Annotated in this window: 24 protein-coding genes; 10 read left to right on the forward strand and 14 right to left on the reverse strand. The window is 68.7% G+C overall.

The features are described 5' to 3' along the window. Positions 1-19 precede the first annotated feature (19 nt). Positions 20-517 (forward strand): Lrp/AsnC family transcriptional regulator, encoded by a 498-nt coding sequence (locus AC1RAD_RS11690; protein ID WP_062473217.1) that lies wholly within the window; start codon positions 20-22, stop codon positions 515-517. Here AC1RAD_RS11690 and AC1RAD_RS11695 read toward each other — a convergent pair. Genes AC1RAD_RS11695 through scpA form a run of 7 tightly spaced genes read right to left on the reverse strand, consistent with a single transcriptional unit; the run spans position 507 to position 9,393 of the window. Further along, positions 507-992 (reverse strand): VOC family protein, encoded by a 486-nt coding sequence (locus AC1RAD_RS11695; RefSeq protein WP_056580047.1) that lies wholly within the window; start codon positions 990-992, stop codon positions 507-509. The genes AC1RAD_RS11690 and AC1RAD_RS11695 overlap by 11 nt on opposite strands. After that, positions 989-2,026: a biotin synthase BioB gene (gene bioB, locus AC1RAD_RS11700; protein ID WP_062473215.1), complete on the reverse strand. Its 1,038-nt coding sequence runs from the start codon at positions 2,024-2,026 to the stop codon at positions 989-991. The genes AC1RAD_RS11695 and bioB overlap by 4 nt, the downstream gene beginning before the upstream one ends. Beyond that, complete coding sequence (gene accC, locus AC1RAD_RS11705; RefSeq protein WP_492734874.1) at positions 2,026-4,074, reverse strand: acetyl-CoA carboxylase biotin carboxylase subunit; 2,049 nt, start codon at positions 4,072-4,074, stop codon at positions 2,026-2,028. The genes bioB and accC overlap by 1 nt, the downstream gene beginning before the upstream one ends. Before the next feature lie 21 nt (positions 4,075-4,095). Then, a complete protein-coding gene (locus tag AC1RAD_RS11710) occupies positions 4,096-5,640 on the reverse strand; it encodes an acyl-CoA carboxylase subunit beta (protein ID WP_062473211.1) in 1,545 nt (514 codons plus the stop codon). Between the two features lie 59 nt (positions 5,641-5,699). Next, positions 5,700-6,698 carry a methylmalonyl Co-A mutase-associated GTPase MeaB gene (meaB, locus tag AC1RAD_RS11715; RefSeq protein ID WP_492735232.1) on the reverse strand — a complete coding sequence of 333 codons (999 nt, stop codon included), beginning with the start codon at positions 6,696-6,698 and terminating at the stop codon, positions 5,700-5,702. A 44-nt stretch (positions 6,699-6,742) separates the two neighbouring features. Then, positions 6,743-7,216 carry a GNAT family N-acetyltransferase gene (locus AC1RAD_RS11720; RefSeq protein ID WP_062473207.1) on the reverse strand — a complete coding sequence of 158 codons (474 nt, stop codon included), beginning with the start codon at positions 7,214-7,216 and terminating at the stop codon, positions 6,743-6,745. 11 nt (positions 7,217-7,227) lie between these two features. Next, a complete protein-coding gene (gene scpA / locus AC1RAD_RS11725; protein WP_492734876.1) occupies positions 7,228-9,393 on the reverse strand; it encodes a methylmalonyl-CoA mutase in 2,166 nt (721 codons plus the stop codon). A 130-nt stretch (positions 9,394-9,523) separates the two neighbouring features. On the opposite strand from scpA, the gene AC1RAD_RS11730 reads away from it, so the two are divergent. Beyond that, the gene (locus AC1RAD_RS11730; protein WP_095947169.1) at positions 9,524-10,171 is read left to right on the forward strand and encodes a GntR family transcriptional regulator; all 648 of its coding nucleotides are present in this window, start codon (positions 9,524-9,526) and stop codon (positions 10,169-10,171) included. A gap of 130 nt (positions 10,172-10,301) precedes the next feature. On the opposite strand, the gene AC1RAD_RS11735 is transcribed toward AC1RAD_RS11730, so the two are convergent. The 4 genes from AC1RAD_RS11735 to AC1RAD_RS11750 form a co-directional block, all read right to left on the reverse strand. Further along, entirely contained in the window at positions 10,302-11,087 is a 786-nt protein-coding gene (locus AC1RAD_RS11735; RefSeq protein ID WP_062473201.1) for an IclR family transcriptional regulator, read from the reverse strand. A 164-nt stretch (positions 11,088-11,251) separates the two neighbouring features. Further along, entirely contained in the window at positions 11,252-12,247 is a 996-nt protein-coding gene (dusA, locus tag AC1RAD_RS11740; protein WP_492734878.1) for a tRNA dihydrouridine(20/20a) synthase DusA, read from the reverse strand. A gap of 31 nt (positions 12,248-12,278) precedes the next feature. Continuing rightward, complete coding sequence (locus AC1RAD_RS11745) at positions 12,279-13,094, reverse strand: helix-turn-helix transcriptional regulator (protein ID WP_492734880.1); 816 nt, start codon at positions 13,092-13,094, stop codon at positions 12,279-12,281. A 46-nt stretch (positions 13,095-13,140) separates the two neighbouring features. Next, entirely contained in the window at positions 13,141-13,935 is a 795-nt protein-coding gene (locus AC1RAD_RS11750; RefSeq protein ID WP_492734882.1) for an acetoacetate decarboxylase family protein, read from the reverse strand. A 236-nt stretch (positions 13,936-14,171) separates the two neighbouring features. Here AC1RAD_RS11750 and AC1RAD_RS11755 point away from each other — a divergent pair, with 236 nt between their 5' ends. Next, on the forward strand, positions 14,172-14,555 hold the full coding sequence (locus AC1RAD_RS11755) for a response regulator (RefSeq protein WP_062473196.1): 384 nt from the start codon (positions 14,172-14,174) through the stop codon (positions 14,553-14,555). A gap of 4 nt (positions 14,556-14,559) precedes the next feature. On the opposite strand, the gene gabT is transcribed toward AC1RAD_RS11755, so the two are convergent. The 3 genes from gabT to AC1RAD_RS11770 are packed head-to-tail and all read right to left on the reverse strand — an operon-like array spanning position 14,560 to position 18,084. Beyond that, positions 14,560-15,849, reverse strand: coding sequence for a 4-aminobutyrate--2-oxoglutarate transaminase (gabT, locus tag AC1RAD_RS11760; protein WP_492734884.1), 1,290 nt, complete (start codon positions 15,847-15,849; stop codon positions 14,560-14,562). A 34-nt stretch (positions 15,850-15,883) separates the two neighbouring features. Continuing rightward, positions 15,884-17,122, reverse strand: a complete 1,239-nt coding sequence (locus AC1RAD_RS11765) for a serine hydrolase domain-containing protein (RefSeq protein WP_492734885.1) — start codon at positions 17,120-17,122, stop codon at positions 15,884-15,886. A gap of 14 nt (positions 17,123-17,136) precedes the next feature. After that, the gene (locus AC1RAD_RS11770; RefSeq protein WP_307585017.1) at positions 17,137-18,084 is read right to left on the reverse strand and encodes a GntR family transcriptional regulator; all 948 of its coding nucleotides are present in this window, start codon (positions 18,082-18,084) and stop codon (positions 17,137-17,139) included. A 164-nt stretch (positions 18,085-18,248) separates the two neighbouring features. Here AC1RAD_RS11770 and aptA point away from each other — a divergent pair, with 164 nt between their 5' ends. The 7 genes from aptA to AC1RAD_RS11805 are packed head-to-tail and all read left to right on the forward strand — an operon-like array spanning position 18,249 to position 26,811. Continuing rightward, complete coding sequence (gene aptA / locus AC1RAD_RS11775) at positions 18,249-19,607, forward strand: omega-aminotransferase AptA (RefSeq protein ID WP_260685262.1); 1,359 nt, start codon at positions 18,249-18,251, stop codon at positions 19,605-19,607. 53 nt (positions 19,608-19,660) lie between these two features. Beyond that, positions 19,661-20,758, forward strand: coding sequence for a C45 family autoproteolytic acyltransferase/hydrolase (locus tag AC1RAD_RS11780; protein ID WP_095745749.1), 1,098 nt, complete (start codon positions 19,661-19,663; stop codon positions 20,756-20,758). Positions 20,759-20,796: 38 nt separating this feature from the next. Continuing rightward, positions 20,797-22,395: an ABC transporter substrate-binding protein gene (locus AC1RAD_RS11785; protein ID WP_492734888.1), complete on the forward strand. Its 1,599-nt coding sequence runs from the start codon at positions 20,797-20,799 to the stop codon at positions 22,393-22,395. Positions 22,396-22,410: 15 nt separating this feature from the next. Continuing rightward, positions 22,411-23,355 (forward strand): ABC transporter permease, encoded by a 945-nt coding sequence (locus AC1RAD_RS11790; protein WP_062473187.1) that lies wholly within the window; start codon positions 22,411-22,413, stop codon positions 23,353-23,355. Then, positions 23,352-24,167, forward strand: a complete 816-nt coding sequence (locus AC1RAD_RS11795) for an ABC transporter permease (RefSeq protein WP_062473185.1) — start codon at positions 23,352-23,354, stop codon at positions 24,165-24,167. The genes AC1RAD_RS11790 and AC1RAD_RS11795 overlap by 4 nt, the downstream gene beginning before the upstream one ends. Then, complete coding sequence (locus AC1RAD_RS11800) at positions 24,164-25,825, forward strand: ABC transporter ATP-binding protein (protein ID WP_492734890.1); 1,662 nt, start codon at positions 24,164-24,166, stop codon at positions 25,823-25,825. The genes AC1RAD_RS11795 and AC1RAD_RS11800 overlap by 4 nt, the downstream gene beginning before the upstream one ends. Continuing rightward, the gene (locus AC1RAD_RS11805) at positions 25,822-26,811 is read left to right on the forward strand and encodes an alpha/beta hydrolase fold domain-containing protein (RefSeq protein WP_492734892.1); all 990 of its coding nucleotides are present in this window, start codon (positions 25,822-25,824) and stop codon (positions 26,809-26,811) included. The genes AC1RAD_RS11800 and AC1RAD_RS11805 overlap by 4 nt, the downstream gene beginning before the upstream one ends. Positions 26,812-26,820 lie beyond the last annotated feature (9 nt).

Raw genomic sequence — 26,820 nt, forward strand, 5'->3', positions numbered from 1 at the left:
GTCGAATTAAAGGACTTCCATGGACTTCACCTTGACCCCCACGCTGGACGCCCACGACACCCGCATCCTGGCCGAACTGCAGGCCGACGCCCGCCTGAGCATGGCCGAGCTGGGCCGCCGCGTGCACCTGAGCCAGCCGGCCGTGACCGAGCGCGTGAAAAAGCTGGAAGCTGCCGGCGTCATCACCGGCTACCGCGCCACCGTGAACCTCACGCGGCTGGGCTACGGCATTCGCGGGATCATCCGCGTCGGTCGCGCCGACTACGACCTCGTGGTGAAGCTGGTGCAGGAGACGCCCGAATGCGTCAATGCCTACAACGTGACCGGCGAGGACAGCTGGATCCTCGAGATCGCCGTGATTGACGTGCCGCACCTCGACGCGGTGCTCGCCAAGTTCTGCATCCTGACCGAGACCGCAACCTCGATCATTTTGAACCCGGCGCGCGAACACCAGCCGATGCTGCCGCCGCAGCGCGCCGACGTGAAGCCGCCGGTGCGCAAGGCACTCAGCGCGTAGCGGCGAGCGCGTTGAAGGCCGTCACCACCTCGGGCGGCGCCTGCACCATCTCGACCAGCACGCCCTCGCCCGAAATCGGGAACTCGTCGTTGGCCTTGGGGTGCAAGAAGCAGATGTCGAAACCGGCCGCGCCCTTGCGGATGCCGCCCGGCGCAAAGCGCACGCCCTGCGCCGTGAGCCATTCGACGGCCTTGGGCAGGTCGTCGATCCACAGGCCGACGTGGTTCAGCGGCGTGGTGTGCACCGCCGGCTTCTTCTCGGGGTCCAGCGGCTGCATCAGGTCGACCTCGACCTTGAACGGGCCGCTGCCCATCGAGCAGATGTCTTCGTCGACGTTCTCGCGCTCGCTGCGGAAGGTGCCCGTGACCTCGAGCCCCAGCATGTCGACCCACAGCTTCTGCAGGCGCAGCTTGTCGGGGCCGCCGATGGCGATCTGCTGGATGCCCAGCACCTTGAAGGGACGCGGCGTGGTCATGCGCAGCCGCCTTCTTCTGCCTGCTCCTGCGTGCGGTGCGAGCGCAGGCCGAGCTTGCGCAGCAGCTGCACGTCGGCATCGACGTCGGGGTTGCCGGTGACCAGCAGCTTGTCGCCGTAGAAGATCGAGTTGGCGCCGGCCATGAAGCACAGGGCCTGCACCGCCTCGCCCATCTGCTGGCGGCCGGCCGACAGGCGCACGCGCGCGGTCGGCATGGTGATGCGGGCCACGGCGATCATGCGCACGAAGTCGAAGGGATCGACCGGCTCCGAGTCGGCCAGTGGCGTGCCGGGCACGCGCACCAGGCTGTTGATCGGCACCGACTCGGGGTACGGGTCCATGTTCGCGAGCTGCGCGATCAGCCCGGCGCGGTGCACCGGCTGCTCGCCCATGCCCACGATGCCGCCGCAGCACACGCTGATGCCGGCGCTGCGCACGGCCGCCAGCGTGTCCAGGCGGTCCTGGTAGGTGCGCGTGTCGACCACGTCGGTGTAGTACTCGGGCGCGGTGTCCAGGTTGTGGTTGTAGTAGTCCAGGCCTGCGGCCTTGAGCTGCTGCGCGTGGTGCGGCTCCAGCATGCCCAGCGTGGCGCAGGTCTGCAGGCCCAGGCCCTTCACGGCCTCGACCAGCACCGCCACCTTCTCGACGTCGCGGTCCTTGGGCGCGCGCCAGGCGGCGCCCATGCAGAAGCGCGTGGCACCGGCGTCCTTGGCGGCCTGCGCGGCGCGCACCACCTCGTCCACCTCCATCAGCTTTTGCGCCTTCACGCCGGTGTCGAACTCGGCCGACTGCGGGCAGTAGCCGCAGTTCTCGGGGCAGCCGCCGGTCTTCACCGACAGCAGCGTGGCCAGCTCGATGTCGCCCTCGGGGAAATGCCGGCGGTGCACGGTCTGCGCCTCGAACAGCAGTTCCATGAAGGGCTTGTCCAGCAGCGCCTGGATGGCCTCGACGGACCAGGGGCCCTGGGGCGTCGCCACGGCCTTGGCCGGGCGGTGCAGCGTGATTGCCGCTTGTTGCAGGTCGTTGGCACCCATCAGTTGAACTCCAGAATGATTTGGTCGACGGCGAGCGATTCGCCCTTGGCCGCCGAGATCTTGCCCACCACGCCGTCCTGCGTGGCGAACAGCACGTTTTCCATCTTCATGGCCTCGATCACGGCCAGCTTCTCGCCGGCCTGGACCTGCTGCCCCGGCTGCACCGACACCTCGACCAGCAGGCCCGGCATCGGCGACATCAGGAACTTGCTCAGGTCGGGCGGTGCCTTGTAGGGCATCAGCTCGAGCAGGCGCGCGCCCAGCGGCGACAGCACCATGGTCTCGATCTGCGTGCCGTCGTGCGACACGCGCAGCGCCAGCGGGTTCTTGCCCGCGCCGCGCTCCACCTGCGCCGTGAAGGGCTTGCCGTTGGCCGTGCCCTGCACGCGCACCGCGCCCAGCGCGAAGTCGCTCTCGATCTGGTAGCGCTTGTCGCCCACCGTGACGGCGCTGGCGCCGGTCTTGTCCTGGAAGTCGCTCACCGACACCGCGTGGTGCACGTGCTTGCCCTCGGGGCCAAGCTCGACCACCACGAACTGCTCGCCCACCTTCACGCCGTGGCCCGCCAGCTGCCCGCTGATGCCCGAGGCGCGCGCGCGGTAGCGGCGGTTGACGAAGGCGGCCAGCGCCACCAGGAACGCCGGATCGGCGTGCGGCACGTCTTCCGCGTGGAAGCCCTTGCCGTAGTGCTCGGCGATGAAGCCGGTGTTGAAATCGCCCGCCACGAACTTCGGATGCGCCAGCAGCGCGGCCTGGAACGGGATGTTGCTGCTGATGCCGCGGATCACGAAGCCGTTGAGCGCCTCGCGCATGAGCGCGATGGCTTCGTTGCGGTCCTTGCCGTGCACGATGAGCTTGGCGATCATCGAGTCGTAGTACATCGGGATCTCGCCGCCGTCGTACACGCCGGTGTCCACGCGCACGCCGTGCAGGTGGTCCGTGTCGCTCGCGAACATGCTCTCGGCCGGCGGCTGGAACTTCACCAGGCGGCCCGTTGACGGCAGGAAGTTGCGGAACGGGTCTTCGGCGTTGATACGGCACTCGATGGCCCAGCCGTCGCGCTTCACGTCGGCCTGCGCCAGCGGCAGCTTCTCGCCGGCCGCCACGCGGATCATCAGCTCGACGAGGTCCAGGCCGGTGATGCACTCCGTCACCGGGTGCTCCACCTGCAGGCGCGTGTTCATCTCCAGGAAGTAGAAGCTCTGGTCCTTGCCGACCACGAACTCCACCGTGCCCGCGCTCTGGTACTTCACGGCCTTGGCCAGCGCCACGGCCTGCTCGCCCATCGCCTTGCGCGTGGCGTCGGTGATGAAGGGCGACGGCGCCTCCTCGATCACCTTCTGATGGCGACGCTGAATGGAGCACTCGCGCTCGTTCAGGTAGATGACGTTGCCGTGCGAATCGCCCAGCACCTGGATCTCGATGTGGCGCGGCTCCTCGACGAACTTCTCGATGAACACGCGGTCGTCGCCGAAGGAATTGCGCGCTTCATTGCGGCAAGAAGTGAAACCCTCGAAGGCTTCCTTGTCGTTGAAGGCCACGCGCAGGCCCTTGCCGCCGCCGCCGGCCGAGGCCTTGATCATCACCGGGTAGCCGATGTCCTTGGCGATCTCGACCGCGCGCTCGGCCGTCTCGATGGCGTCGTTCCAGCCCGGGATGGTGTTGACCTGGGCTTCGTTCGCGAGCTTCTTCGAGGCGATCTTGTCGCCCATGGCCGCGATCGAATAGTGCTTCGGGCCGATGAAGGCAATGCCCTCTTCCTCGACCTTGCGCGCAAAGGCTTCGTTCTCCGACAGGAAGCCGTAGCCCGGGTGCACGGCCTCGGCGCCGGTCTTCTTGCAGGCCGCGATGATGCGGTCGGCCTGCAAGTAGCTCTCACGGCTGGGTGCGGCGCCGATGTGCACGGCCTCGTCGGCCAGCTCGACGTGGCGGGCTTCCTTGTCGGCGTCGGAGTAGACGGCGACGGTGAGGATGCCCATCTTCTTGGCCGTTTGAATCACGCGGCAGGCGATTTCGCCACGGTTGGCGATCAGGATCTTCTTGAACATGTTCTTCTTTCTCCGTGCGGCTCAGAGCGGAATGTTGCCGTGCTTGCGCCACGGGTTCTCGAGCTTCTTCTCGCGCAGCATCACGAGCGAGCGGCAGATGCGCTTGCGCGTCTCGTGCGGCAGGATCACGTCGTCGATGTAGCCGCGCGCGCCGGCCACGTACGGGTTGGCGAAGCGGGCCTTGTACTCGGCCTCGCGGGCAGCGAGCTTCTCGGGGTCGTTCTTGTCTTCGCGGAAGATGATCTCCACCGCGCCCTTGGCGCCCATCACCGCGATCTCGGCGCGCGGCCAGGCCAGGTTGACGTCGCCGCGCAGGTGCTTGGAGGCCATCACGTCGTACGCGCCGCCGTAGGCCTTGCGCGTGATGACGGTGATCTTGGGCACCGTGCACTCCGCGTACGCGTACAGCAGCTTGGCGCCATGCTTGATGATGCCGCCGTACTCCTGGCCGGTGCCGGGCATGAAGCCGGGCACATCGACGAAGGTAATGACGGGGATGTTGAAGGCATCGCAAAAGCGCACGAAGCGCGCCGCCTTGATGCTGCTCTTGATGTCCAGGCAGCCCGCCAGCACCAGCGGCTGGTTGGCCACGATGCCGACCGTCTGACCCTCCATGCGCGCAAAGCCGATCACGATGTTCTTCGCGTAGTCGGGCTGCAGCTCGAAGAAGTCGCCGTCGTCCACCACCTTCAGGATCAGTTCCTTGATGTCGTAGGGCTTGTTCGGGTTGTCGGGCACCAGCGTGTCCAGCGAGTAGTCGGGCCGGTCGGCCGGGTCGCCCTGGCCGTCGTTGCCCAGGCGCACCGGCGGCTTCTCGCGGTTGTTCAGCGGCAGGTAGTTGTACAGGCGGCGCAGCATCATCAGCGCCTCGACGTCGTTCTCGAACGCCATGTCGGCCACGCCGCTGCGCGTGGTGTGGGTGATGGCGCCGCCCAGTTCCTCGGCCGTCACGCTCTCGTGCGTCACGGTCTTCACCACCTCGGGGCCGGTGACGAACATGTAGCTGCTGTCCTTCACCATGAAGATGAAGTCGGTCATGGCGGGCGAATACACCGCGCCGCCCGCGCACGGGCCCATGATCATGCTGATCTGCGGCACCACGCCCGAGGCCATCACGTTGCGCTGGAACACATCGGCATAGCCACCCAGCGAGGCCACGCCTTCCTGGATGCGGGCGCCGCCCGAGTCGTTCAGGCCGATGACCGGTGCGCCGACCTTCATGGCCTGGTCCATCACCTTGCAGATCTTCTCGGCATGGGCTTCGCTGAGCGCGCCGCCGAAGACCGTGAAGTCCTGGCTGAACACGAACACGAGGCGGCCGTTGATCATGCCGTAGCCCGTGACCACGCCGTCGCCGGGGATCTTCTGCTCGGCCATGCCGAAGTCGACCGAGCGGTGCTCGACGAACATGTCCCACTCTTCAAACGTGCCGTCGTCGAGCAGCAGCTCGATGCGCTCGCGCGCCGTGAGCTTGCCCTTGGCGTGCTGCGCGTCGATGCGCTTCTGCCCGCCGCCGAGTCGCGCCTGGGCGCGCTTCTTTTCGAGTTGTTCGATCAGTTCTTGCATGGTGTGCTTCCGAAGCTGTGGTTCTGGATTGCTGGGAGAGACTTGTGGGGGCCGGGGTGTCACACCCGGGCGGTGATGGCGGCCGCGGCGAGCAGCTGGCGCGCCGCCGTCGAGGCCGGCAGGCTGCCCTGGGCCACCTGCTGCGTGAGTTGCGGCAGCAGCTCGCGCACCTGCGCATGGTGGCGGAACGCCTGCTTGAGCCCGGCGTCGATGCGTTCCCACATCCACGCGGTGGCCTGTTTTTCGCGGCGCTTGGCGAGCTTGCCGTTGGCGGTCTGCAGCGCCTTGAATTCGAGCACGGCGTCCCAGAAGGCGTCGACGCCGGTGCCGGCGAGCGCGCTCAGCTGCAGCACCTTGGGCAGCCAGAAGCGGCGCTCCACGCCGCTGTGGGCGTCGTGCACGGCGTGTGCATGGTCGGGGTTGCCCTGGTGGCCGAAGAGGCGCAGTGCCGAGGTGATCTGGGCCTGCGCGCGCGTGGCGGCGTCGCGGTCGATGTCGGCCTTGTTGATGGCGACCAGGTCGGCCAGCTCCATCACGCCCTTCTTGATCGCCTGCAGGTCGTCACCCGCGTTGGGCAGCTGCAGCAGCACGAACATGTCGGTCATGCCGGCCACCGCCGTTTCGCTCTGGCCCACGCCCACGGTCTCGACGATGACGATGTCGTAACCCGCGGCCTCGCAGACCAGCATGGCCTCGCGCGTCTTCTCGGCCACGCCGCCGAGCGTGCCGCTCGAGGGGCTGGGCCGGATGTAGGCGCGCTCGTGCACCGACAGGCGCTCCATGCGCGTCTTGTCGCCCAGGATGGAGCCGCCCGACACGGTGGATGAGGGGTCGATGGTGAGCACCGCCACGCGGTGGCCCTTGCCGATCAGCAGCAGGCCCAGCGTTTCGATGAAGGTCGACTTGCCCACGCCGGGCACGCCCGAGATGCCCAGGCGAAACGACGCGCCGGTGCGCGGCAGCAAGGCCGTGAGCAGCTCGTCGGCCTGCGCGCGATGGTCGGTGCGCGTCGATTCGAGCAGCGTGATCGCCTTGGCGATGGCACGCCGCTGCGCCATGCCCGGCGCATCGGCCAGCGCGCGTTCGAGCGCGCCGACGGTGTTCAGCACGCGGCCTCCGACGCCACGCGCCAGCGGTAGTGCAGGTCGACGCCCTCCTCGCCTTCGAGCACGAAGCCGTGCCGCTGGTAGAAGCGGTTGGCGTCGCTCTGCACGAGCGCGGTGAGCTTGATGTCCAGCTTCTGTTCGCGCGCCTGCGCCTTGGCCCAGCGCAGCGCCCATTCGCCGATGCCGCGCCCCTGGAAACCGGTGCGCAGGTACAGGTGATCGAGGCGCAGCGCATCCGCGTCCTCGGGCTTGAGCGTGATGAAGCCCAGGCGCTGCTCACCGTCGAGCACGATGTGGTGCATGTACGGCACCACGAAACCGGCCGACAGGCGCTCGCGCGAGCGCGTGAGGTCGAAACGGCCGACGCGCTCCAGGCTCGGACGCATCGCATCGATGCGCACGGCCAGCATGTCTTCGAAATCGCTGGAATCCACGGGCTGCAGCGACAGCCGCGACAAGAGATCGCCCACGTCGCTTCGTCTCAGACTGCGACGGCCGCGCGGATCTGCTCCAGCACGTCCTTGGCGCTGGCCGGGATGGGCGTGCCCGGGCCGTAGATGCCCTTGACGCCGGCTTCGTACAGGAAGTCGTAGTCCTGGCGCGGAATCACGCCGCCGACGAAGACGATGATGTCGTCCGCGCCCTGCTTGCGCAGCTCTTCGATGATGGCCGGCACGAGGGTCTTGTGGCCGGCGGCGAGCGTGCTCACGCCCACGGCATGCACGTCGTTCTCGATGGCCTGGCGCGCGCACTCTTCGGGCGTCTGGAACAGCGGGCCCATGTCGACGTCGAAGCCCAGGTCGGCGAACGCGGTGGCCACCACCTTCGCGCCGCGGTCGTGCCCATCCTGGCCCAGCTTGGAAATCATCACGCGCGGGCGACGGCCCTGCGCCTCGGCGAACGCGTTGATCTCGGTCTTGAGGTTTTCCCAGCCTTCGGCCGAGTCGTAGGCGGCAGCGTACACACCGGTCACCTTCTGCGTGTCGGCGCGATGGCGGCCGAAGGATTTTTCGAGGGCATCGGAAATTTCGCCGACGGTGGCGCGCGCACGCACCGCGTCGATGCTCAGCGCCAGCAGGTTGCCGGTATTGCTTTCGGCGGCTTCGGTGAGCGCGTCGAGCGCGGCCTGCACCTTGGCGTTGTCGCGCGAAGCGCGGATGCTCTGCAGGCGCGCCACCTGCTGCTCGCGCACCTTGACGTTGTCGATCGACAGGCTGTCGATCGCGTCCTCGTTCTTGAGCTTGTACTTGTTGACGCCGACGATCACGTCCTTGCCCGAGTCGATGCGCGCCTGCTTCTCGGCGGCGGCGGCCTCGATCTTGAGCTTGGCCCAGCCGCTGTCCACGGCCTTGGTCATGCCACCCATCGCCTCGACCTCTTCGATGATGGTCCAGGCGGCATCGGCCATGTCCTGCGTGAGCTTCTCCATCATGTAGCTGCCGGCCCAGGGATCGATCACGTTCGTGATGTGCGTCTCTTCCTGGATGATGAGCTGCGTGTTGCGCGCGATGCGGGCGCTGAACTCGGTGGGCAGCGCAATGGCTTCGTCGAGCGCGTTGGTGTGCAGGCTCTGCGTGCCGCCGAACACCGCGGCCATCGCCTCGATGGTGGTGCGCACCACGTTGTTGTACGGGTCCTGCTCGGTGAGCGACCAGCCAGACGTTTGGCAGTGCGTGCGCAGCATCAGGCTCTTGGGGTTCTTGGGGTTGAACTCCTTCATGATGCGGCACCACAGCAGACGCGCCGCGCGCATCTTGGCCACTTCCAAGTAGAAGTTCATGCCGATGGCCCAGAAGAAGCTCAGGCGGCCGGCAAAGCCGTCGACGTCGAGGCCCTTGGCCAGCGCGGTCTTCACGTACTCCTTGCCGTCGGCCAGCGTGAAGGCGAGCTCCAGCGCCTGGTTGGCGCCGGCTTCCTGCATGTGATAACCGCTGATCGAGATCGAGTTGAACTTCGGCATCTTCTGCGCCGTGTACTCGATGATGTCGCCAATGATCCGCATGCTCGGCGCCGGCGGAAAGATGTACGTGTTGCGGACCATGAACTCCTTGAGGATGTCGTTCTGGATGGTTCCGCTCAGTTGATCTTGCGCCACGCCCTGCTCTTCGGCCGCGACCACGTAACCCGCGAGCACCGGCAGCACGGCGCCGTTCATCGTCATGGACACGCTCACCTTGTCGAGCGGGATCTGGTCGAACAGGATCTTCATGTCCTCGACCGAGTCGATCGCCACGCCGGCCTTGCCGACGTCGCCGGTCACGCGCGGATGGTCGCTGTCGTAGCCGCGGTGGGTGGCCAGGTCGAAGGCCACGCTCACGCCCTGGCCGCCGGCGGCCAGCGCCTTGCGGTAGAACGCGTTCGATTCTTCGGCCGTAGAGAAGCCGGCGTACTGGCGGATGGTCCAGGGGCGCACCGCGTACATGGTGGCCTGCGGGCCGCGCAGGTAGGGCTCGAAGCCGGGCAGCGTGTCGGTGTACTTCAGGCCTTGCAGGTCGGCCGCGGTGTACAGCGGCTTCACGCTGATGCCGTCGGGCGTGATCCAGTTCAGCGCATTCACGTCGCCGCCGGGCGCCGACTTGGCGGCGGACTTGGCCCAGGCGTCGAGATCGGCCGGCTTGTAGGTGGGTTCGGGTGTGCTGCTGCTCATGGAAGGCGCCGCTCCAGGCGGTGGTCTGACGGGATTCGCAAGGTCGCTTGCACGGATTTGCAAGCCGTTCACAAGTCTAACCCATCTGTAATTATTAATTCAAACGCGATTTTGAAGTACAGTTCAGCCCATGTCCGCCGTCACCCTGACCCCCCGCGCCCTCTATGAAGAGGTGGCCGAGCTCCTGCGCCAGCGGATCTTCCGCCGCGAGCTGGAGCCGGGCAGCTGGATCGACGAGCTCAAGCTGGCCGAGGAATACGGCATCAGCCGCACGCCCCTGCGCGAGGCGCTGAAGGTGCTGGCCGCCGAGGGCCTGGTGACGATGAAGGTGCGCCGCGGCGCGTACGTCACCGAGGTGTCGGAGCAAGACCTGGCCGACGTGTACCACCTGCTCTCGCTGCTGGAAAGCGACGCCGCCGGCGTGGTGGCCGAACGCGCCACCGACGCCCAGCGCGCCGAGCTGAAGGCGCTGCACGCCGAGCTGGAAGCCGCCGCCGCCCCCGGCAAGGAAGACCGCGAGCACTTCTTTGCGGTGAACGAGCGCTTTCACATGAGCCTGCTGGCCATTGCCAACAACAAATGGCGCGACCAGATGGTGGCCGACCTGCGCAAGGTGATGAAGCTCAATCGCCACAACTCGCTGCTGAAGGCGGGGCGCATTGCCGAGTCGCTCGCGGAGCACCGCGCGGTGATGGCGGCCATCGAGGCGCGCGACGCGGCCACGGCCATGGCGCGCATGCGCGAGCACTTCCTCAACGGCCTGGAAGCCGCTGTATAGGGCTCTCCCCCAGGCTGCGCGCACTTCGTGTCGCTTCGCCAACCCCCTTCCGGGGGCGACGCCTGCGGCCCGGCAGAGCCGGTTCCGCGGCGTCTCACGAAAGGGCCTGCGCCTCTGGGCGCGGCCTCGTTCAGCCTAGTGTGAGGGTCCCTGCCTCTGTCGCGATGCGCTGGGCGATTTCCAGCATGCGCGGGGCGACACGGCTGAGCATGGCTTCCCTCGGCAGCAGGTAGGCGGGGCCGCCACAGCTCACGCCGTAGCGTTCGCCGCGCGGGCCTTCGAGCGCGAAGCCCAGGGCGTGGATCTGGGGGTTCCATTCGCCGAAGGAGGTGCAGTAGCCCAGGCGGGCGTGCTCTTCGAGGCTGGCGATGAGGCGCGGCTCGATGGCGTGCCAGTTCTCACCGGTTTCGAGGCGGATCTGCTCCAGCAATGCCGACTGCTCGGGCCCGGGCAAGGCGCCGATGTAGGCGCGGCCGGAGGCCGAGGTGGCGATGGACATGCGCGAGCCGACGTCGATGCGGGAGCTGATGAGCGCCGAGCGCGGGCGCAGCGAATCGATGACCAGCATGTCCAGGTCGTCGCGCACCGCCATGTGGATGCTGGCGCCCGACAGTTCGGCCAGGTTGCTCAGATGGGGACGCGCCAGCGCCCTCAGGTCGAAATTGCGCAGGTAGCGGCTGCTCATGTCGAGCAACACCGGCCCCAGGCTGAAACGCTCGCTGTCTTGCGACTGCCGCAGATACCCCGCCCCCACCAACGTCGCCGTGAGGCGCGACACCGTGGCCTTCGGAATGCCGGTCGTGTCGGCCAGCTCCCGGTTTCCGACGGGCGCTGCCGCCATCCCGATGACCTTCAGCAGCGACAACCCCCTGGCAAGCGCACTGACTTCTTCCTTGCTGCCTGCAGCTTCACTCATAAGACAGAACCTTTTTCTTGTTTCCCTGACCGCCTTATTCTTGAGCAAAAACAGGTGCTTCGCTCACACTTGTTGTTGCATTGTCATGAAACTGTGTTCCATCGAGCGCCAACTTCGCTCAATTGTGTTGACTGTCTACAAAGTCGGGGCGACGAGGCCGGAATTCAGGCGGCCTGGGCGGCAGGTTCGTGCGCCAGCGCCATCACTTCGTGCGGCGGACGGGTCTTCAGGCGGTGGTCGCTCCAGACCTGGCGCCAGCGGCGCGCGCCGGGCAGGCCGTTGCGCAGGCCCAGCATGTGGCGCGCGATCGACCACCAGTTCGTGCCGTGTTCGGCCGCCTCGCGCACCATGTAGTCGCACATCCGCGCCTCGATGTCCTCGCGCGTGAGCGTCTGCGGGGTGTCGCCGTAGAACTCGGCGTCCCATTCGGCCAGCCACCAGGGGTTGTGGTACGCCTCGCGGCCGATCATGGCGCCGTCGAGCAGCCGCAGGTGCTCGTGCACCTGCGCGTTGGTGGCGATGCCGCCGTTGATCGAAAACTGCAGCGCCGGAAAGTCGTGCTTTAGACGGTGCACCAGCGCATAGCGCAGCGGTGGAATCTCGCGGTTCTGCTTCGGGCTCAGGCCCTGCAGCCAGGCGTTGCGCGCATGCACGATGAAGGTGCCGCAACCGGCCTCGCTCACCGCACCGACGAAATCGCGCACGAACTCGTAGCTCTCGATCTTGTCGATGCCGATGCGGTGCTTCACCGTGACCGGCACATCGACCACGTCGACCATCGCCTTCACGCAATCGGCCACCAGTTGCGGCTCGTTCATGAGGCAGGCCCCGAACGCGCCGCGCTGCACGCGCTCGCTCGGGCAGCCGCAGTTCAGGTTGATCTCGTCGTAGCCCCATTCTTCGCCGAGCTTCGCGCAATGCGCCAGGTCGTGCGGCTCGCTGCCGCCGAGCTGCAGCGCCACGGGGTGTTCTTCCTCATGAAAGCGCAGGTGGCGCGGCACGTCGCCGTGGATCAGCGCGCCGGTGGTCACCATCTCCGTGTAGAGCAGCGCGTGGCGCGTCATGAGGCGGTGGAAGACGCGGCAATGCCTGTCGGTCCAGTCCATCATGGGCGCGACGGAGATGATTTTTTCTTTCAGATTCAAGGACTTGTCGTTCATACGCGGGGCGCTCGCTCGGGGGCGTAGTTTCTCACGCGACGGTTTTTGGCGAGCCGCCCGCCTGGTAGTTCCCCGGCGTCACGCCGAAGCAGCGGCGGAACCAGCGCGAGAAATGCGCCTGGTCGGCAAAGCCGCATTGCGCGGCCACCTCGGCGGGCGCATGGCCTTCGCGCAGCAGCACCTTGGCGCGGGCGATGCGCGCCAGCCGCGCGTACTGCGCCGGCGCCATGCCGACCGCCGCGCGGAACAAGCGATGGAAGTGTTCGCGCGACACGCCGAGCCGTTCGGCCAGCGACGTGGGTTCGATGCAGCAGGCGTCCTCGGTCGCGAGCAGGTCGCACACCGCCTCGACGCGCGCATCGCCCGCGGCCCGCGCGACCGCCGCGAGCGGGTCGGTCGTCTGCGTGCGGAAAATGCCGTCGAGCAGCGCGCCGATGCGCGCACCGTCCTTCGCCGATGCCGCCTGCGCGAGCGCATCGACGCTCGCCTCGTCGCGCCAGACCTCCTGGCGCAGCGTCCCGCGCCGACCCGCCGGCCACTCCATTCGCGCCGCCACCCAGGCGTGCGGCACGTACAGCATCACCATGCGAAAGCCCTGCGCGCTCACGCCGGCCGTGTGCAGCGCGAACGGCGGCATCAGCACCAGCTCGCCGGCCTGCGCGGTGCGGGGCGCGCCGGCGCAGACGAACTCGCAGCGGCCTTCGATGATCGCGCCCACGCTCCACTCCGCATGCCAGTGCAGCGCGAAGTGCGCCTTGGGATCGCCCGCGAACATCACCTCGACCGGCGTGCCGTCGGCCAGCGGCAGGCCGATCACGTGCGAGGTCGTCGGGGCGGGGAGCGTCATGGCCCGCCGAGGGTAGCGCAGCCACCCGCCGGAGGCAGCGCCCTCCTCACACCGCGATCGCGCCGCGCACCGTGAGGCCCATCCAGCCCGCGCTGGCCTGCGTCGTCTGCACGGGGCCGAGCAATGCGAGCTCCTCCACCGGATGCTCGTGGAAACGCAGCGTGGCCTCGCCCCGCACCCAGCTCGTCTCGACACGGTCGATGATGTCGGCACGCAGGTAGCGCGGCACCGCCACGCTGCCGGCTTGCGTCAGGTCGGGCCAGCCGATGGCGCCGATGGTGGGCGCGGCCAGGAAGCCGAGCGGCCCGCTCGCCTCGCCCGACAGCGTGACCGTGGCATCCACCAGCCGCCGCTCCTTCACGCTGAGGCTCGCGCCGAGCCGGCTGCCGGCCGCCATCGGCGCGGCGGCCGGATGGATCAACGGCAGGCTGCGCGTGAGCCAGGTCTGGCCGATCTTCTTGGGCCAGCCCTGCAGCCAGCCGCGCAGCATCGAGATGTCCTGGTCGACGTAGATGAGCGGACAGTAGAAACAGTGACGCAACGTATCGCCGCGCGCCGGCTCGATCTCGAGCACCACGATGGTCTCGCGGTACTGCGCGTACACCGGGTCGAGCATTTCGCGCCCGTCGTCGCCGCACGATTGCCAGTCGGCGAAATGCACGCAGCCATGGCCCGTGGCCACGCCGACCTCTGGCGGCACCAGCGCGGCGCCGCGTGCAGCATCGAACGAGAAGCCCACGTTGACCAGCCACCCGGCGTAGTGCCATGGCGGCGCCTGCACGAGCGCGCTGCGGCCCGAGGCGGTGAAGGGTGGAGCGAAGCAAGACGAAGAACGCGGCATCGAAGAACCTGTCGTGACGGAGTCAAAGAAGCCCCGCACGATAGGCACGCCCCGCGCCCGCGTCTTGTACGCCAGTGATGCAATGCACAAACAGCGCTTTCGCGTGCGCGGGGGACGCCATGTGGCGGCGTTGTCCGACTCCGCCCCGCCCTCGCCTCGTGACAATGGACCGGCCCGGCAGACCCGCGCCACAAGCGCAGACGAGCCGTTGCATTTCATTTCCAGGCTACGCACCGATGACCCGCATCTACCTCATAGAAGACAACCCCCTGATCGCCACCACCCTGACCGATGGACTGAGGGAATTCTCCGGATGCGAAGTCGTCGCCACCGCCAGCAGCAGCGACGAAGCCATCGACTGGCTCGACGCGAACCCCGACGCCTGGGACGCCGCCGTGATCGACGTGTTCCTCGCGCAGGGCAACGGCCTGACGGTTGCGAACCACCTGAGGGAACGCAAGTCGCCCGCGCAGCGCACCGTGGTGTTCATGAACCACGCGACCTCCGAGGTGCGTGAAGGCGCGCTGTCGGCAGGCGTCGACGCGGTGTTCGACAAGTCGCTGCAGCTCGAAGATTTCTACGACTTCTGCCGCACGCTCGGCATTGCGCCGCGCCGTTAGTCGTTCAGACGTTGGCCGCCCGAATCGATTCGGCCAGCAGCCCCAGTCCTTCTTCAAAAACCGCTTCCGGAATGGTGAGCGGAAACAGGAAGCGCACCACGTTGCCGTGCACGCCGCAGGTCAGCAGCAGCAGGCCGCGCTCGAGCCCGGCCGCATGCACGCGCTTCGTGAACTCGGCGTCGGCCTCGCCGCTGTGCGGATCGCGAAACTCCACCGCCACCATCGCGCCCAGGCCGCGCACATCGCAGATGCGCGGCACCTCGGTGCGTAGCGCCGACAGGCACGCCGTCAATCGCTCACCGAGCATGCGGGCGCGGGCGACCAGCCCTTCGTCCTCGATCACGCGCATCGTCTCCAGCGCCGCGGCCACTGCCAGCGGGTTGCCCGCGTAGGTGCCGCCGAGGCTGCCGACGCGCGTGGCGTCCATGAGTTCGGAGCGTCCCGTGAGCGCCGACAGCGGAAAGCCGCCGGCCAGGCTCTTGGCGGTCGTGACCAGGTCGGCCTCGATGCCGTAGTGCTCCAGCGCGAACAGCTTGCCCGTGCGCCCGAAGCCGGTCTGGATTTCGTCGACGACCAGCAGGATGCCGTGGCGGTCGCACTCCGCGCGCAGGTGTTCCATGAGCGCGGGCGGCGCCACGTAGAAGCCGCCCTCGCCCTGCACCAGCTCGATGACGATCGCGGCCACGCGCAGCGGATCGACGTCGGTCTTGAACAACCGGTCGAGCGCCGCGATGCTGTCGTCCACCGTCACGCCCAGCGGCGCAGCGGGGAACGGCACATGCCACACGTCACCCGGCATCGGACCAAAGCCCGCCTTGTACGGCGCGACCTTGCCGGTGAGCGCCATGCCCATGAAGGTGCGGCCGTGGAAGGCGCCCGAAAACGCCACCACGCCGCTGCGGCCCGTGGCAGCGCGCGCAACCTTCATCGCGTTCTCGATGGCCTCGGCACCGGTCGTGAAGAGCGCGCTCTTCTTCGCGCTGGGGCCGGGCACGAGGCGGTTCAGCTGCTCGCACAGCGCCACGTACTCCTCGTAGGGCGTGACGTGGAAGCAGGTGTGATGAAAGTCGTCGAGCTGCGCACGCACCACCGCCACGATGCGCGGGTGGCGATGACCGGTGGCGAGCGTGGCGATGCCGCTGGCAAAGTCGACAAGGCGCCGGCCTTCCACGTCCCACAGCTCGGCGTTGTCGGCGCGGGCGGTGAAGTGCGGCGTGAGCGTGCCGATGCCCTGCGCGCAGGCGGCGTTCTTGCGGGCCTGCAGGCTCGCGTTGGTCGTGACTTGGGTGAGCATGAAGAAGAAAAAATAGAAAGAGAAGAGACGGAAATCAGCCGCGCATCAGGTGCTCGGCCAGCGCGCGAAAGGCGTGCATCGAGGTCGGCAGGTGCGCGTTGGCGGCCAGCGGGTGGGAGGCAAAGCGCGCCACCACCATCTCGGCCTCGGGGTCGATGTGCAGCGCTTGGCCGTGAATGCCTTGCGCGGTGAAGGTGCGGCGCGCGTCGTGCGCCACCCACCACATGTTGCGATAGCTCCAGCCGGCCAGCCGCGTGTAGCCCGCGAGCGCGAAGCGCGCCGGATCGGCGCCGCGGCGGATGTCGGCCACCACGGCCTCGGGCACGATCTGCGTGCCATTGAAGGCTCCGCCCAGCCGCATCATCTCGCCCAGCCGCGCCAAGTCGCGCAGGCCGGTGCACAGACCGCCGCCCGCGAACTCGGCGCCCTGCCCGTCCACGGCAAAGGCCGCGTCCTGCTCGGCACCCAGGCGCGACCAGATGCGCTCGCCCAGCACCCGCGCCAGCGGCTGGCCCGCCACGCGGCTGATGAGCCAGCCCAGCACGTCGGTGTTGACGGTGCGGTAGGCAAAGGCCTCGCCGTGCGTGCCCTGCCCCTGCACGGTCTGCAGGAACTGGCGGTAGCCCTCGGCGCCCGCGTAGCCCGCAGGGCGCGGCAACAACTGGCCGGCGCGTGCGTGCTTCCACACGCCGGCCTCGGGGTCGGTGTAGTCCTCCGAGTAGTCGATGCCCGTCGTCATGTCCATCACCTGGCGCACGGTGGCGTGGCCGAAGGCGCTCGTCGCCAGCTCGGGGATGTAGTGCCGCACCTGCGCGTGTTCGTCGAGCGCGCCCTCGGCCGCGAGCATCGCGCCGACCGTGCCGACGACCGACTTGGTGACCGACATCGCCATGTGCTGCCCGTGTTCGTCGAGCGCGCCGAAGTAGCGCTCATAGACGATGCGCCCGCGGTGCAGCACCACCGCACCGTCGGCGCAGATCGTTGTGAGCGCGCTGTGCCAGTCGGTGCGCGAGCCGTCGGCGGGCAAGGTGAAGGCCAGCGTGTCGAGCTCCGGCCGCTCGGCGCGCGGCAGCACCGACACCGGGCCGGTGCCGCGCGACACGTTGCGCGTCGGCTGCAGTTCGCGCAGGTGCGAGAAGGCCCAGCGGTTCTCGGGGGCCTGGAAGATCGGGCGTTCGCGCGGGCGCTGCACCGCCGTGCCGGCCGTGGGAAAACCATCGCGCCAGCCGTCGGCCAGCGCGGCATCGGGAGCCGTCGTTTCTTGAGTGGTCATAAAAGGGTGGCGGCTCATTCGCCGAGCGCATCCAGGTCGCCCATCACGCGGCGTTCCAGGATGTCGCTGGCACGGCTCAGGTGGGCGTGCATGTGTTTCGCGGCGACTTCGAGCTTGTTCTCCTCGACCGCGTCGAGGATCTGCAAATGCTCGCGACACGACTTGCGCAGCAGGTCGATGTTCACCAGCGGGTAGTCCGACAAGTCGGAGATGCGGCGCAGCCGGTTCTGCTGCTTCACGGCATCGAGGATGAAACGGTTGCCCGAGGCGCTGGCCAGCAGTTCGTGGAACTGCGCGTTGGCCTCGAAGAACTCCATCCACGAATGGCGCGAGGCGTGCGTGAGCAAGGTCTGCTGCTGTTCGCGGCAGGCGAGCAGCCGCTCGTGCTCGACCTTGAAGCCCGGCTCGCGCAGCGCCGCGCATTCCACCACCAGGCGAAAGCGGTAGCTCTCGCGCTCGCTCTCGACCGAGTCGAGGGTTTCGGTGAACTCCCAGCGCTGGTAGTGGCGACCGCGCAGCACGCCGTCCTGCAGCAGCGTGGTCATCACGTTGCGCAGCAGCGGGCGCGGCACGCCGTAGGTCTGGGCCAGCTCGAGCTCGTTGACGCGCGTCGGCAGCTTGCCCGCGAGGCGGTCGCGCAGCACGCGGTAGTACAGCGTCTTCTCCTCGTCTTCCGGCATCTCGCGGCGTGCGCGGTCGAGCGCCTCGCGGTCGGCCACCAGCGTGTAGCCGCGGTTGGGCACATGCGCCAGCAACTCACGCTCGTGCAAGAGGCGCAGCGCAGCGCGCACCGGCGTGCGCGAAATGCCGAGCCGGCCGGCCAGGTCGGTCTCGGTCATGTGGCGGCCGTTCTCGTAGCCGCCGGCCAGGGCCTGGTCGAGGATGTAGCGGCTCACGCGCTGGGTGAGCGGCGGGACCGACTTGTTGTCCATCTGCGTCTGCATCTGCTGCTGCGGGGCCATCCATGGGTCTCCGGAAACACGGGCTGGGTGCCGATCATCGCGGGTTCTTTGTATTTTTGGCCCCAAAAATCCATGTACATCTCACGCCAAAAATACAATTTGGATTCCAAGATCGGCCCCACGCCGACCCGGACGACGGGTCGTTTCCCAAGGAGAAAAACACCGTGGCTTCCGCCGATACCCTGACAACGCCGCCCGGTTCGCTCGACGCGTTCTGGATGCCCTTCACGCCCAACCGCAAGTTCAAGCAAGCGCCGCGCCTCATCGTCGGCAGCGAGGGCCTGTACTACGACCTGGCCGACGGCCGCCGCGTGCTCGACGCCATCGCCGGCCTGTGGTGCGTGAACGCCGGGCACCGCAACCCGCGGGTCAGCGCGGCGATGAAGGCGCAGATCGACGTGCTCGACTACGCCTCCAACTTCCAGATCGGCCACCCCGCCGCCTTCACGCTGGCGCAGCGCCTCACGCAGATGGCGCCGGCCGGCATGGACCACGTGTTCTTCACCAACTCGGGCTCCGAGTCGGTCGACACCGCGCTGAAGATCGCCGTGGCCTACCACCGGGCGCGCGGCGACGCGGGCCGCTACCGGCTCATCGGGCGCGAGCGCTCGTACCACGGCGTGGGCTTCGGCGGCATCTCGGTGGGCGGCATCGGGCGCCAGCGCAGCACCTTCGGGCCGCTGCTCAACGGCGTGGACCACCTGCCGCACACGCTCGACCTGGCGCGCAACGCCTTCTCGCGCGGCGAGCCGCCGCACGGCATCGACAAGGCCGACGCGCTCGAGGCGCTGGTCTCGCTGCACGACGCCTCGACCATCGCCGCCGTGATCGTCGAGCCCGTGGCCGGCTCCACCGGCGTGCTGCCGCCGCCGCGCGGCTACCTGAAGCGCCTGCGCGAGATCTGCGACAGGCACGGCATCCTGCTGATCTTCGACGAGGTCATCACCGGCTTCGGCCGCGTGGGCAGCAACTTCGCGTCCGACCTGTTCGGCGTGACGCCCGACCTCATCACCACCGCCAAGGGCCTGACCAACGGCGCCGTGCCGATGGGCGCGGTGCTCATGCGCGGCGCGGTGCACGACGCCTTCATGCACGGCAGCGTGAGCGCGGTCGAGCTGTCGCACGGCTACACCTACTCGGGCCACCCGCTGGCCTGCGCCGCCGCCATGGCCACGCTCGACGCCTACACCGAAGACGGCCTCATCGCCCGCGCCGCCGAGCTGTCGCCCTACTTCGAAGACGGCCTGCACAGCCTGCGCGGCCTGCCGGGCGTGATCGACGTGCGCAATGTCGGCCTCCTGGCCGGCATCGAGCTGCAAGGCTGGGCCTCGGGCCCCGGCACGCATGCGCAGGCGGTGGCGCAACATTGCCTGGACGAAAGCGGCGTGCTGGTGCGCTCGGTGGGCGACACCATTGCGCTGTCGCCGCCGTTCACGCTGGAGCGCCGGCACATCGACCAGATCATCGACAGCCTGCGCGCCGCCATCGCGCAGACCGCACAAGCCACCGACACGGCAGCCTGAGCACCTCAGGCTGCATCGCACACACAAGACAAGCCCCGGAGACAAGACACACCATGGACATCGAATCGTTCCCCCTGTACGACATCGAAGGCGACGCACAGCAGCGCGGGCGCCAGTACGGCCGCGCCGCCGGCGACCGCATCGACCTGAGCCTGCGCACCTACCGCGCCGCCTTCGAGCGCGTGGGCCTGAGCTGGGAGCGCACGCGCGCGCTGGCGCGCCGCTTCATGCCGATGGTCGAGGCCTTCGACGCCGGCATGCTGCGCGAGATCGAGGGCGTGGGCGAAGGCGCGGGCGTGCCGGCCGAGGACATCGTGGCGCTCAACGCGCGCAGCGAAATGCTCTACGCTTTCCAGCAGCTCGAAGCCACCGAGCCGCCCGACGGCTGCACCGGCGTGGTCGTCATGCCCTCGGCCGCGCGCGACGGCAAGCTCATCCATGCGCAGAACTGGGACTGGCGCGTCGAAAGCCTCGAGCTCGGCGTGGTGCTGCGCATCCAGCCCGACGAAGGCCCGGCCATGCTCACCTTCGCCGAGGCCGGCACGCTGGCACGCGCGGGGCTCAACAGCGCGGGCATCGCCGTCACCGGCAACTTCATCAAGGCCGACAACGACGGCAAGCAGCAAGGCGTGCCGCTGGCGCTGATCCGTCGCGGCATTCTGCAGTCGACGCTGTACGCCAACGCGCTGGGCGTGGTGTGCCGCAGCGCGCGCTCGATCTCCAACAACATGATCATCACGCACGCCGAGGGCGAGGCCGTGAGCCTGGAGACCTGCCCCGAGCAGGTGTTCTGGCAGCAGCCCGAAGGCGGCATCCTGGTGCACGCCAACCACTTCAAGACCCCGGCCGCGCTGGCGCGCGTGGTCGACCGCAGCCTGGAGACCACGCCCGATTCGCTCTACCGCGACCGCCGCGTGACCGAGGCGCTGCACAACAAGCGCGCGGCAGGTTTGCTCACCGAGCAGGACGTGCTCGACGCACTGCAGGACCGCTTCGGCGCGCCGCGCGCCGTGTGCCGCAGCCCGAGCGCGGGCCCCGGCGGTGCCTCGTCGGCCACCGTGGCGACCATCGTCATGGACCCGGCGGCACGAAAGATGCGCATCGCGCCGGCGCCCTTCAAGGCGCACCGCTTCACCGAGTATTCCCTCTGATCCGCCCGCCCCGCCCAGCCATCGCCAGGAGTGTTGCCATGAACCTGCCCACGCCCCCGTCCCTCCCTCCCGCTGCGCGCACCGCCGCCGCGCTGGTCCTCGGCCTCGGCCTGGCCGCCAGCGCGGCCTTCGCCCAGGCTCCGGCCGGCCAGACGATGCGGATCCAGATCAACTCCGACATCCGCTCCACCGACCCCGGCGGCAACCGCGACGACAACACCGACAACGTGCTCATCCATGTGGTCGAAGGCCTGGTCGCGCTGCGCGAAGACACCTCCGTCGGCCCGATGCTCGCGAGCAAGGTCGACACCTCGGCCGACGGCCTGACCTACACCTTCACCCTGCGCGACGGCGTGAAGTTCCAGAACGGCGCGGTGCTCACGGCCGACGACGTGGTGTGGAGCTGGCAGCGTTACCTGAAGCCCACCAGCGGCTGGCGCTGCCTGCCCGAGTTCGACGGCAAGGGCATGACCAAGGTGCTCGCGGTGGAAGCGCCCACGCCCAAGACGGTGGTCTTCAAGATCGAGCGCCCGAGCGCGCTGTTTCTCACCATGATGGCGCGCCCCGACTGCGGCGGCGCCGCCATCCTGCACCGCAGCTCGCTCGGCGCCGACGGCCAGTGGAAGGAGCCCGTGGGCACCGGCCCCTACAAGATCAAGGAGTGGAAGCGCGGCCAGTACATCGAGCTCACGCGCTTCGACGGCTACAGCTCGCGCCCCGAGGCGCGCGACGGCCTCACGGGCGGCAAGAAGGCCGAGATCGAGAACCTGCGCTTCGTCGTCATTCCCGACTCGGCCGCGGCCAAGGCCGCGCTCTACAGCGGCGGCATCGACGCCTTCATCAGCCCCAGCCCGGCCGACGTGGTCGAGATGCGCGGGCGCAGCGACGTGCGCGTCGACACCACGCCGGTCATGACCATGGTGGCGCTGCTGCTGCAGACCACCGACCCGCTGCTGAAAGACGTGCGCATCCGCCGCGCGCTGGCACTGGCGCTGGACACGCCCGAAATCGCCAAGTCGGTCACCGAGGGCCTGTCGGCCGTCAACAACTCGGTCGTGCCTTCGTCCAGCCCGTTCTACAGCCCCGTGCAGGCCGGCGGCTACAAGCGCGACATCGCCGGTGCCAAGAAGCTGCTGGGCGAAGCCGGCTACCGCGGCCAGCCGATCAAGCTCGTCGCCAACAAGCGCTACGAGGCGCTGTACTCGGCCGCCGTGCTGGTGCAGGCCATGGCCTCCGAGGCCGGCATCAACATCGAACTCGAAGTGCTCGACTGGGCCACGCAGCTCGACCGCTACACCAAGGGCCAGTACCAGAGCATGGCCTTCATCTACTCGGCACGCATCGACCCCTCGCTCAACTACGAGATGGTGTCCGGCGACAAGGCCACGCAGCCGCGCAAGGTGTGGGACAACGCCGCCGCGCAGACCCGGCTCACCGAAAGCATGGTCTCGCGCGACAAGGCGCGCCGCCAGGTGCTGTTCGACGAGCTGCACAAGCAGATGCTGCAGGACGTGCCGATGGTCGTGCTCTTCAACGCCAGCGACGCCACCGCCATGCGCAAGAGCGTGACCGGCTTCAAGGGCTGGGCGCCGGCCAAGCCGCGGTTCTGGAACGTCCGGCTCGACGCGCGCGGCTGACGGGGCGCCGCCGCCATGCTTGCCTACCTCTTGCGCCGGATCGCCATGACGGTCCCGACGCTGCTGCTGGTGTCGATTGCCGTCTTCACGCTCATGCGGCTGATTCCGGGCGACCCGGTGCAGCTCATGCTCGGCGAAGGCGCCGACCCCGCGCAGCTCGAACTCGCCCGCCAGCAGATGGGGCTGGACCAGCCCCTGGTCACCCAGTACGTCGTGTGGCTGCGCCACGCGCTCACCGGCGACCTGGGCGTGTCGACCACCAACGGCCTGGCCGTGCTGCCGCTGATCTGGGAGCGCTTTCACGTGAGCGCCGTGATCGTGCTCACCGCCGTGGCGCTGGCCTCGCTGATCGCCGTGCCCGCCGGCCTCGTCGCCGCCTGGCGCAAAGACCGGCCGACCGACCTCGCCATCATCGGCGCGGCCACGCTCATGCTGTCGGTGCCGAGCTTCTGGCTCGGCCTGCTGCTGCTGATGTTCTTCGGCCAGTACCTGCACTGGCTGCCGGTGGTGGGCTACGTGCCCATGTCGGAAGACTTCTCGCAGGGCCTGCTCTACGTAATCCTGCCGATCGTCACGCTGGTGCTGGTCGAGACCGGCGTGCTCACGCGCATGTCGCGCGCCAGCACCATCGAGGTGCTGAGGCTCGAATACGTGACGCACGCGCGCGCCAAGGGCGTGCCCGAGTCGCAGGTGCTGCGCCGCCATGTGCTGCCCAACGCCTTCAACCCCACGCTCACCATGATCGGCCTCATCCTGGGCCATCTGCTGAGCGGCATCGCGGTGCTCGAAACGGTGTTCACCCTGCCCGGCCTGGGCCGCCTGATGATCGATTCGATCTTCGCGCGCGACTACCCGGTGCTGCAGGGCTGCCTGCTGTTCACGGCCTGCATCTACGTGGTCATCAACCTGATCGTGGACATGTGCTATCCCCTCTTCGATCCCCGGGTGTCGGTGCAGTGAAAAAGATCAAGACCCATACCCTCGTGGGCGGCGTGCTCATCGGCGTGCTGCTGGTCCTGGCGCTGGTGGCCGCGCTGTGGACGCCCTACAACCCGCTGGGCATCGACCTGCGCGGCAAGCTGCAGCCGCCCTCGGCCGCGCACTGGCTGGGCACCGACGAGTTCGGGCGCGACGTGGCCAGCCGCGCCATGCGCGCGGCCTCCACCAGCTGCCTCATCGCACTGCTCACGGTGGCGCTGGCGACCGCCGTCGGCCTCGTGGTGGGCGTGCTCGCCGGCTTCGTGCGCGGCTGGACCGACCGCGTGCTCATGGCCTTCAACGACACGCTGCTGGCCTTTCCGGGCCTGCTGCTGGCGCTGGGCGTGATGGTGATCGTGGGCGCCAACCAGTGGGGCATCGTGCTCGCGCTGAGCATGGCGTATGCGCCCTCGGTGGTGCGCGTGGTGCGCGGCACCGTGCTGTCGCTGCGCGAGCGCGAGTACGTCGAGGCCTCGCGCATGATCGGCAACGGCGAGATCTACACCATGTGGCGCCACATCCTGCCCAACTGCGTGGCACCCGTCGCCGTGCTGGCCACCAGCATGTTCGGCTGGGTGCTGCTGTCGGAAAGCGCCCTGAGCTTCCTCGGCCTGGGCGTGCCACCGCCCGCGCCCACCTGGGGCAACATGCTCTCCAGCGCACGCCCTTACATGGCCTCGGCCGTGTGGCTGTGCCTGGTGCCGGGCCTGTGCATCGCGCTCACGCTGCTGGGCATCAACCTCCTGGGCGAATCGCTGCGCGACCGGCTCGACCCGCGCACGGAGAAGTCATGACCCATTCCTCCTCTTCCGCAGCGCCCGTGCTTTCCGTGCGGCACCTGAAGATCGACCTGCACGGCGGCGCCCAGACGCTGGTGCACGACCTCTCGTTCGACGTGCGCCCCGGCGAGTTCCTTGCCGTGGTGGGCGAATCGGGCAGCGGCAAGACCATGGCCGCGCGCGCCATCCTGCAGCTGCTGCCGCCCGGCATCGCGCAAAGCGGCGGGCAGATCGTGTTCGACGGCGAAGACCTGAGCACCCGCGACGTGAAGGCCATGCGCCCCATCCGCGGGCCCGGCATCGGCATGGTGTTCCAGGAGCCGATGGTCTCGCTCAACCCGGTGCACCGCATCGGCGAGCAGATGGCCGAAGGCCTGCGCATGCACACGAAGCTGTCGGCCACCGAGATTCGCGCACGCTGCCTCGACATGCTGCGCCGCGTGCAAATCGCCGACCCCGAGCGCTGCCTGCACGCCTACCCGCACGAGTTCTCGGGCGGCATGCGCCAGCGCATCATGCTGGCCAGCGTGATGCTGCTCCAGCCGCGCCTGCTGATTGCCGACGAGCCGACCACCGCGCTCGACACGCTGAGCCAGCGCGAAGTGCTCGACCTCATGGTCGGCCTCGCGAAGGACCAGGGCACGGCCGTGCTGCTCATCACGCACAACCTCGGGCTGGTCGGGCGCTATGCGCAGCGCGCCATCGTGCTGGAGAAAGGCAAGCTCGTGGAGACGGGCGACGTGCCCGCCATCCTCGTCGACCCGAAGCAGCCCTACACCCGCAAGCTGGTCGACGCCCTGCCGCGCCGCCAGGCCGCGAAGCCGGCCCCGGTCGCGGCGCAGCAGCCACTGGTGCAGGTGCGCGGCCTGTGCGTGAGCTACCCCGGCCCGCGCGCCGGCTTCTTCAAGCGCCATGCGCCGGTGCAGGTCATCGACCAGCTCGACCTGGACATCCACCCTGGCGAGATGGTCGCGCTGGTGGGTGGCAGCGGCTCGGGCAAGACCACGCTGGGCCGCGCCATCCTGCGGCTCGCGCCGTCGCACGCGGGGCAGATTCTGTTTCGCGGCGACGACGTGCGCAGCGCCGACCGCGCCGCGCTGCACCGCTTCCGGCTCGCCTGCCAACTCGTGTTCCAAGACCCGTTCTCGTCGCTCGACCCGCGCATGCGCGTGCAGGACATCGTGGCCGAACCGCTGCGCCACCTGCCCGCGCTCGATGCCGCCGCGCGCGTGAAGCGCGTGCACGAAACGCTCGACGAAGTCGGCCTGGACGGCCTGGGCGCGCGCTACCCGCACGAACTCTCGGGCGGCCAGCGCCAGCGCGTGGCGATTGCGCGCGCGCTGGTGCGCCGGCCGGCCTTCGTGGTGGCCGACGAGCCCGTGTCCGCGCTCGACATGACCATCCAGGCGCAGGTGCTGCGGCTCTTTCAGAGCCTGCAGGCGCACCACGGCTTTGCGTGCCTGTTCATCAGCCACGACCTCGCGGCCGTCGAGCAGATCGCCGACCGCGTGGTCGTGATGGAGCGCGGCCGCATCGTCGAGCAAGGCCCGCGCGACGCCGTGTTCGACCAGCCGAGCCATGCCTACACGCAGGCGCTGCTGGCGGCCACGCCTCGGCCGCTCGCGTCACTGGCCGAATCTGTCTCCTGCCCTCCCGAGAAAGTGTTTGCGTGACTGCCAACCCCTTGCCCGCCACCTGGCTGAACCCTACCGCCCCGCCCCCGCTCGATCCGCAGATCGTCGAGTTCATGCGCCTCATGGCGGCCGAGGGCAGCCGCTATCCGAAGCGCCACACCATCCCGATTGCCGAAGGCCGCGCCAACGCCGAGAAGGTGCGCGCCCCGTGGACCGAAGGCGGCCCGACGATGGCGCGCACCGTCGAACAGCAGGTGCCCACGCGCCACGGCAACGTGCGCATCCGCGTGCACTACCCCCCGACGCGCAGGCTGCAGGGCGCGCTGGTCTACATCCACGGCGGCGGCTTCGTGCTGTTCAGCCTCGACACCCACGACCGCGTGATGCGCGAGTACGCGGGCCGCGCGGGCATCGCCGTCATCGGCATCGACTACACGCGGGCGCCCGAGGCGCAGTTTCCGCAGCCGCACGACGAGTGCGTCGACGTGATACGCTGGCTCGCGACGAACGCTGGCACGCTCGACATCGACCCCGCGCAGCTCTTCATCGGCGGCGACTCGGCGGGCGCCAACCTGTCGGTGGGCGCCTGCCTCGTGCTGCGCGACGCGGGCGAGGCGCTGCCGCTGGGCATGCTGCTGAACTACGGCGCCTACAGCACCGAGCTGTACCGCGAGTCGGTGGTGCGCTACGGCGCGGGCGAGTACGGCCTGTCGCTGCACATGATGGTGTGGTTCTATGGCCTGTATCTGCGCCGGCCCGAAGACTTTCGCGACCCGCGCCTGGCCAGCCTCACGGCGCGACTCGAGGGCCTGCCGCCCGCGTGCCTCGCGATCACCGAGTGCGACCCACTGCACGACGACAGCGTGCTCATGGCCGCACGGCTGCGCGAAGCCGGCGTGGCCGTGACCGACGTGCTCTACCCCGGCACGATCCACGGTTTTCTCGAAGCGGTTTCGATCGCCGACGTGGCAGGCCGCGCCTTCGACGACGCCGCCCGCTGGATGCACACGCTGGCCGCGCGCTGAAGCCCTCGC

The sequence above is a fragment of the Variovorax sp. GW823-FHT04B03 genome, from assembly GCF_058796495.1.

What these genes read in the sequence shown, in the direction of transcription:
- gabT (WP_492734884.1), bottom strand. Translation starts at nt 15,849, where the DNA reads ATGCTCACCCAAGTCACGACCAACGCGAGCCTGCAGGCCCGCAAGAAC.
- AC1RAD_RS11765 (WP_492734885.1), bottom strand. Translation starts at nt 17,122, where the DNA reads ATGACCACTCAAGAAACGACGGCTCCCGATGCCGCGCTGGCCGACGGC.
- AC1RAD_RS11755 (WP_062473196.1), top strand. Translation starts at nt 14,172, where the DNA reads ATGACCCGCATCTACCTCATAGAAGACAACCCCCTGATCGCCACCACC.
- AC1RAD_RS11750 (WP_492734882.1), bottom strand. Translation starts at nt 13,935, where the DNA reads ATGCCGCGTTCTTCGTCTTGCTTCGCTCCACCCTTCACCGCCTCGGGC.
- AC1RAD_RS11735 (WP_062473201.1), bottom strand. Translation starts at nt 11,087, where the DNA reads ATGAGTGAAGCTGCAGGCAGCAAGGAAGAAGTCAGTGCGCTTGCCAGG.
- AC1RAD_RS11790 (WP_062473187.1), top strand. Translation starts at nt 22,411, where the DNA reads ATGCTTGCCTACCTCTTGCGCCGGATCGCCATGACGGTCCCGACGCTG.
- dusA (WP_492734878.1), bottom strand. Translation starts at nt 12,247, where the DNA reads ATGAACGACAAGTCCTTGAATCTGAAAGAAAAAATCATCTCCGTCGCG.
- AC1RAD_RS11710 (WP_062473211.1), bottom strand. Translation starts at nt 5,640, where the DNA reads ATGCAAGAACTGATCGAACAACTCGAAAAGAAGCGCGCCCAGGCGCGA.
- AC1RAD_RS11730 (WP_095947169.1), top strand. Translation starts at nt 9,524, where the DNA reads ATGTCCGCCGTCACCCTGACCCCCCGCGCCCTCTATGAAGAGGTGGCC.
- scpA (WP_492734876.1), bottom strand. Translation starts at nt 9,393, where the DNA reads ATGAGCAGCAGCACACCCGAACCCACCTACAAGCCGGCCGATCTCGAC.
- AC1RAD_RS11745 (WP_492734880.1), bottom strand. Translation starts at nt 13,094, where the DNA reads ATGACGCTCCCCGCCCCGACGACCTCGCACGTGATCGGCCTGCCGCTG.
- AC1RAD_RS11690 (WP_062473217.1), top strand. Translation starts at nt 20, where the DNA reads ATGGACTTCACCTTGACCCCCACGCTGGACGCCCACGACACCCGCATC.
- accC (WP_492734874.1), bottom strand. Translation starts at nt 4,074, where the DNA reads ATGTTCAAGAAGATCCTGATCGCCAACCGTGGCGAAATCGCCTGCCGC.
- meaB (WP_492735232.1), bottom strand. Translation starts at nt 6,698, where the DNA reads ATGGCGCAGCGGCGTGCCATCGCCAAGGCGATCACGCTGCTCGAATCG.
- bioB (WP_062473215.1), bottom strand. Translation starts at nt 2,026, where the DNA reads ATGGGTGCCAACGACCTGCAACAAGCGGCAATCACGCTGCACCGCCCG.
- AC1RAD_RS11770 (WP_307585017.1), bottom strand. Translation starts at nt 18,084, where the DNA reads ATGGCCCCGCAGCAGCAGATGCAGACGCAGATGGACAACAAGTCGGTC.
- AC1RAD_RS11785 (WP_492734888.1), top strand. Translation starts at nt 20,797, where the DNA reads ATGAACCTGCCCACGCCCCCGTCCCTCCCTCCCGCTGCGCGCACCGCC.
- AC1RAD_RS11780 (WP_095745749.1), top strand. Translation starts at nt 19,661, where the DNA reads ATGGACATCGAATCGTTCCCCCTGTACGACATCGAAGGCGACGCACAG.
- AC1RAD_RS11800 (WP_492734890.1), top strand. Translation starts at nt 24,164, where the DNA reads ATGACCCATTCCTCCTCTTCCGCAGCGCCCGTGCTTTCCGTGCGGCAC.
- AC1RAD_RS11695 (WP_056580047.1), bottom strand. Translation starts at nt 992, where the DNA reads ATGACCACGCCGCGTCCCTTCAAGGTGCTGGGCATCCAGCAGATCGCC.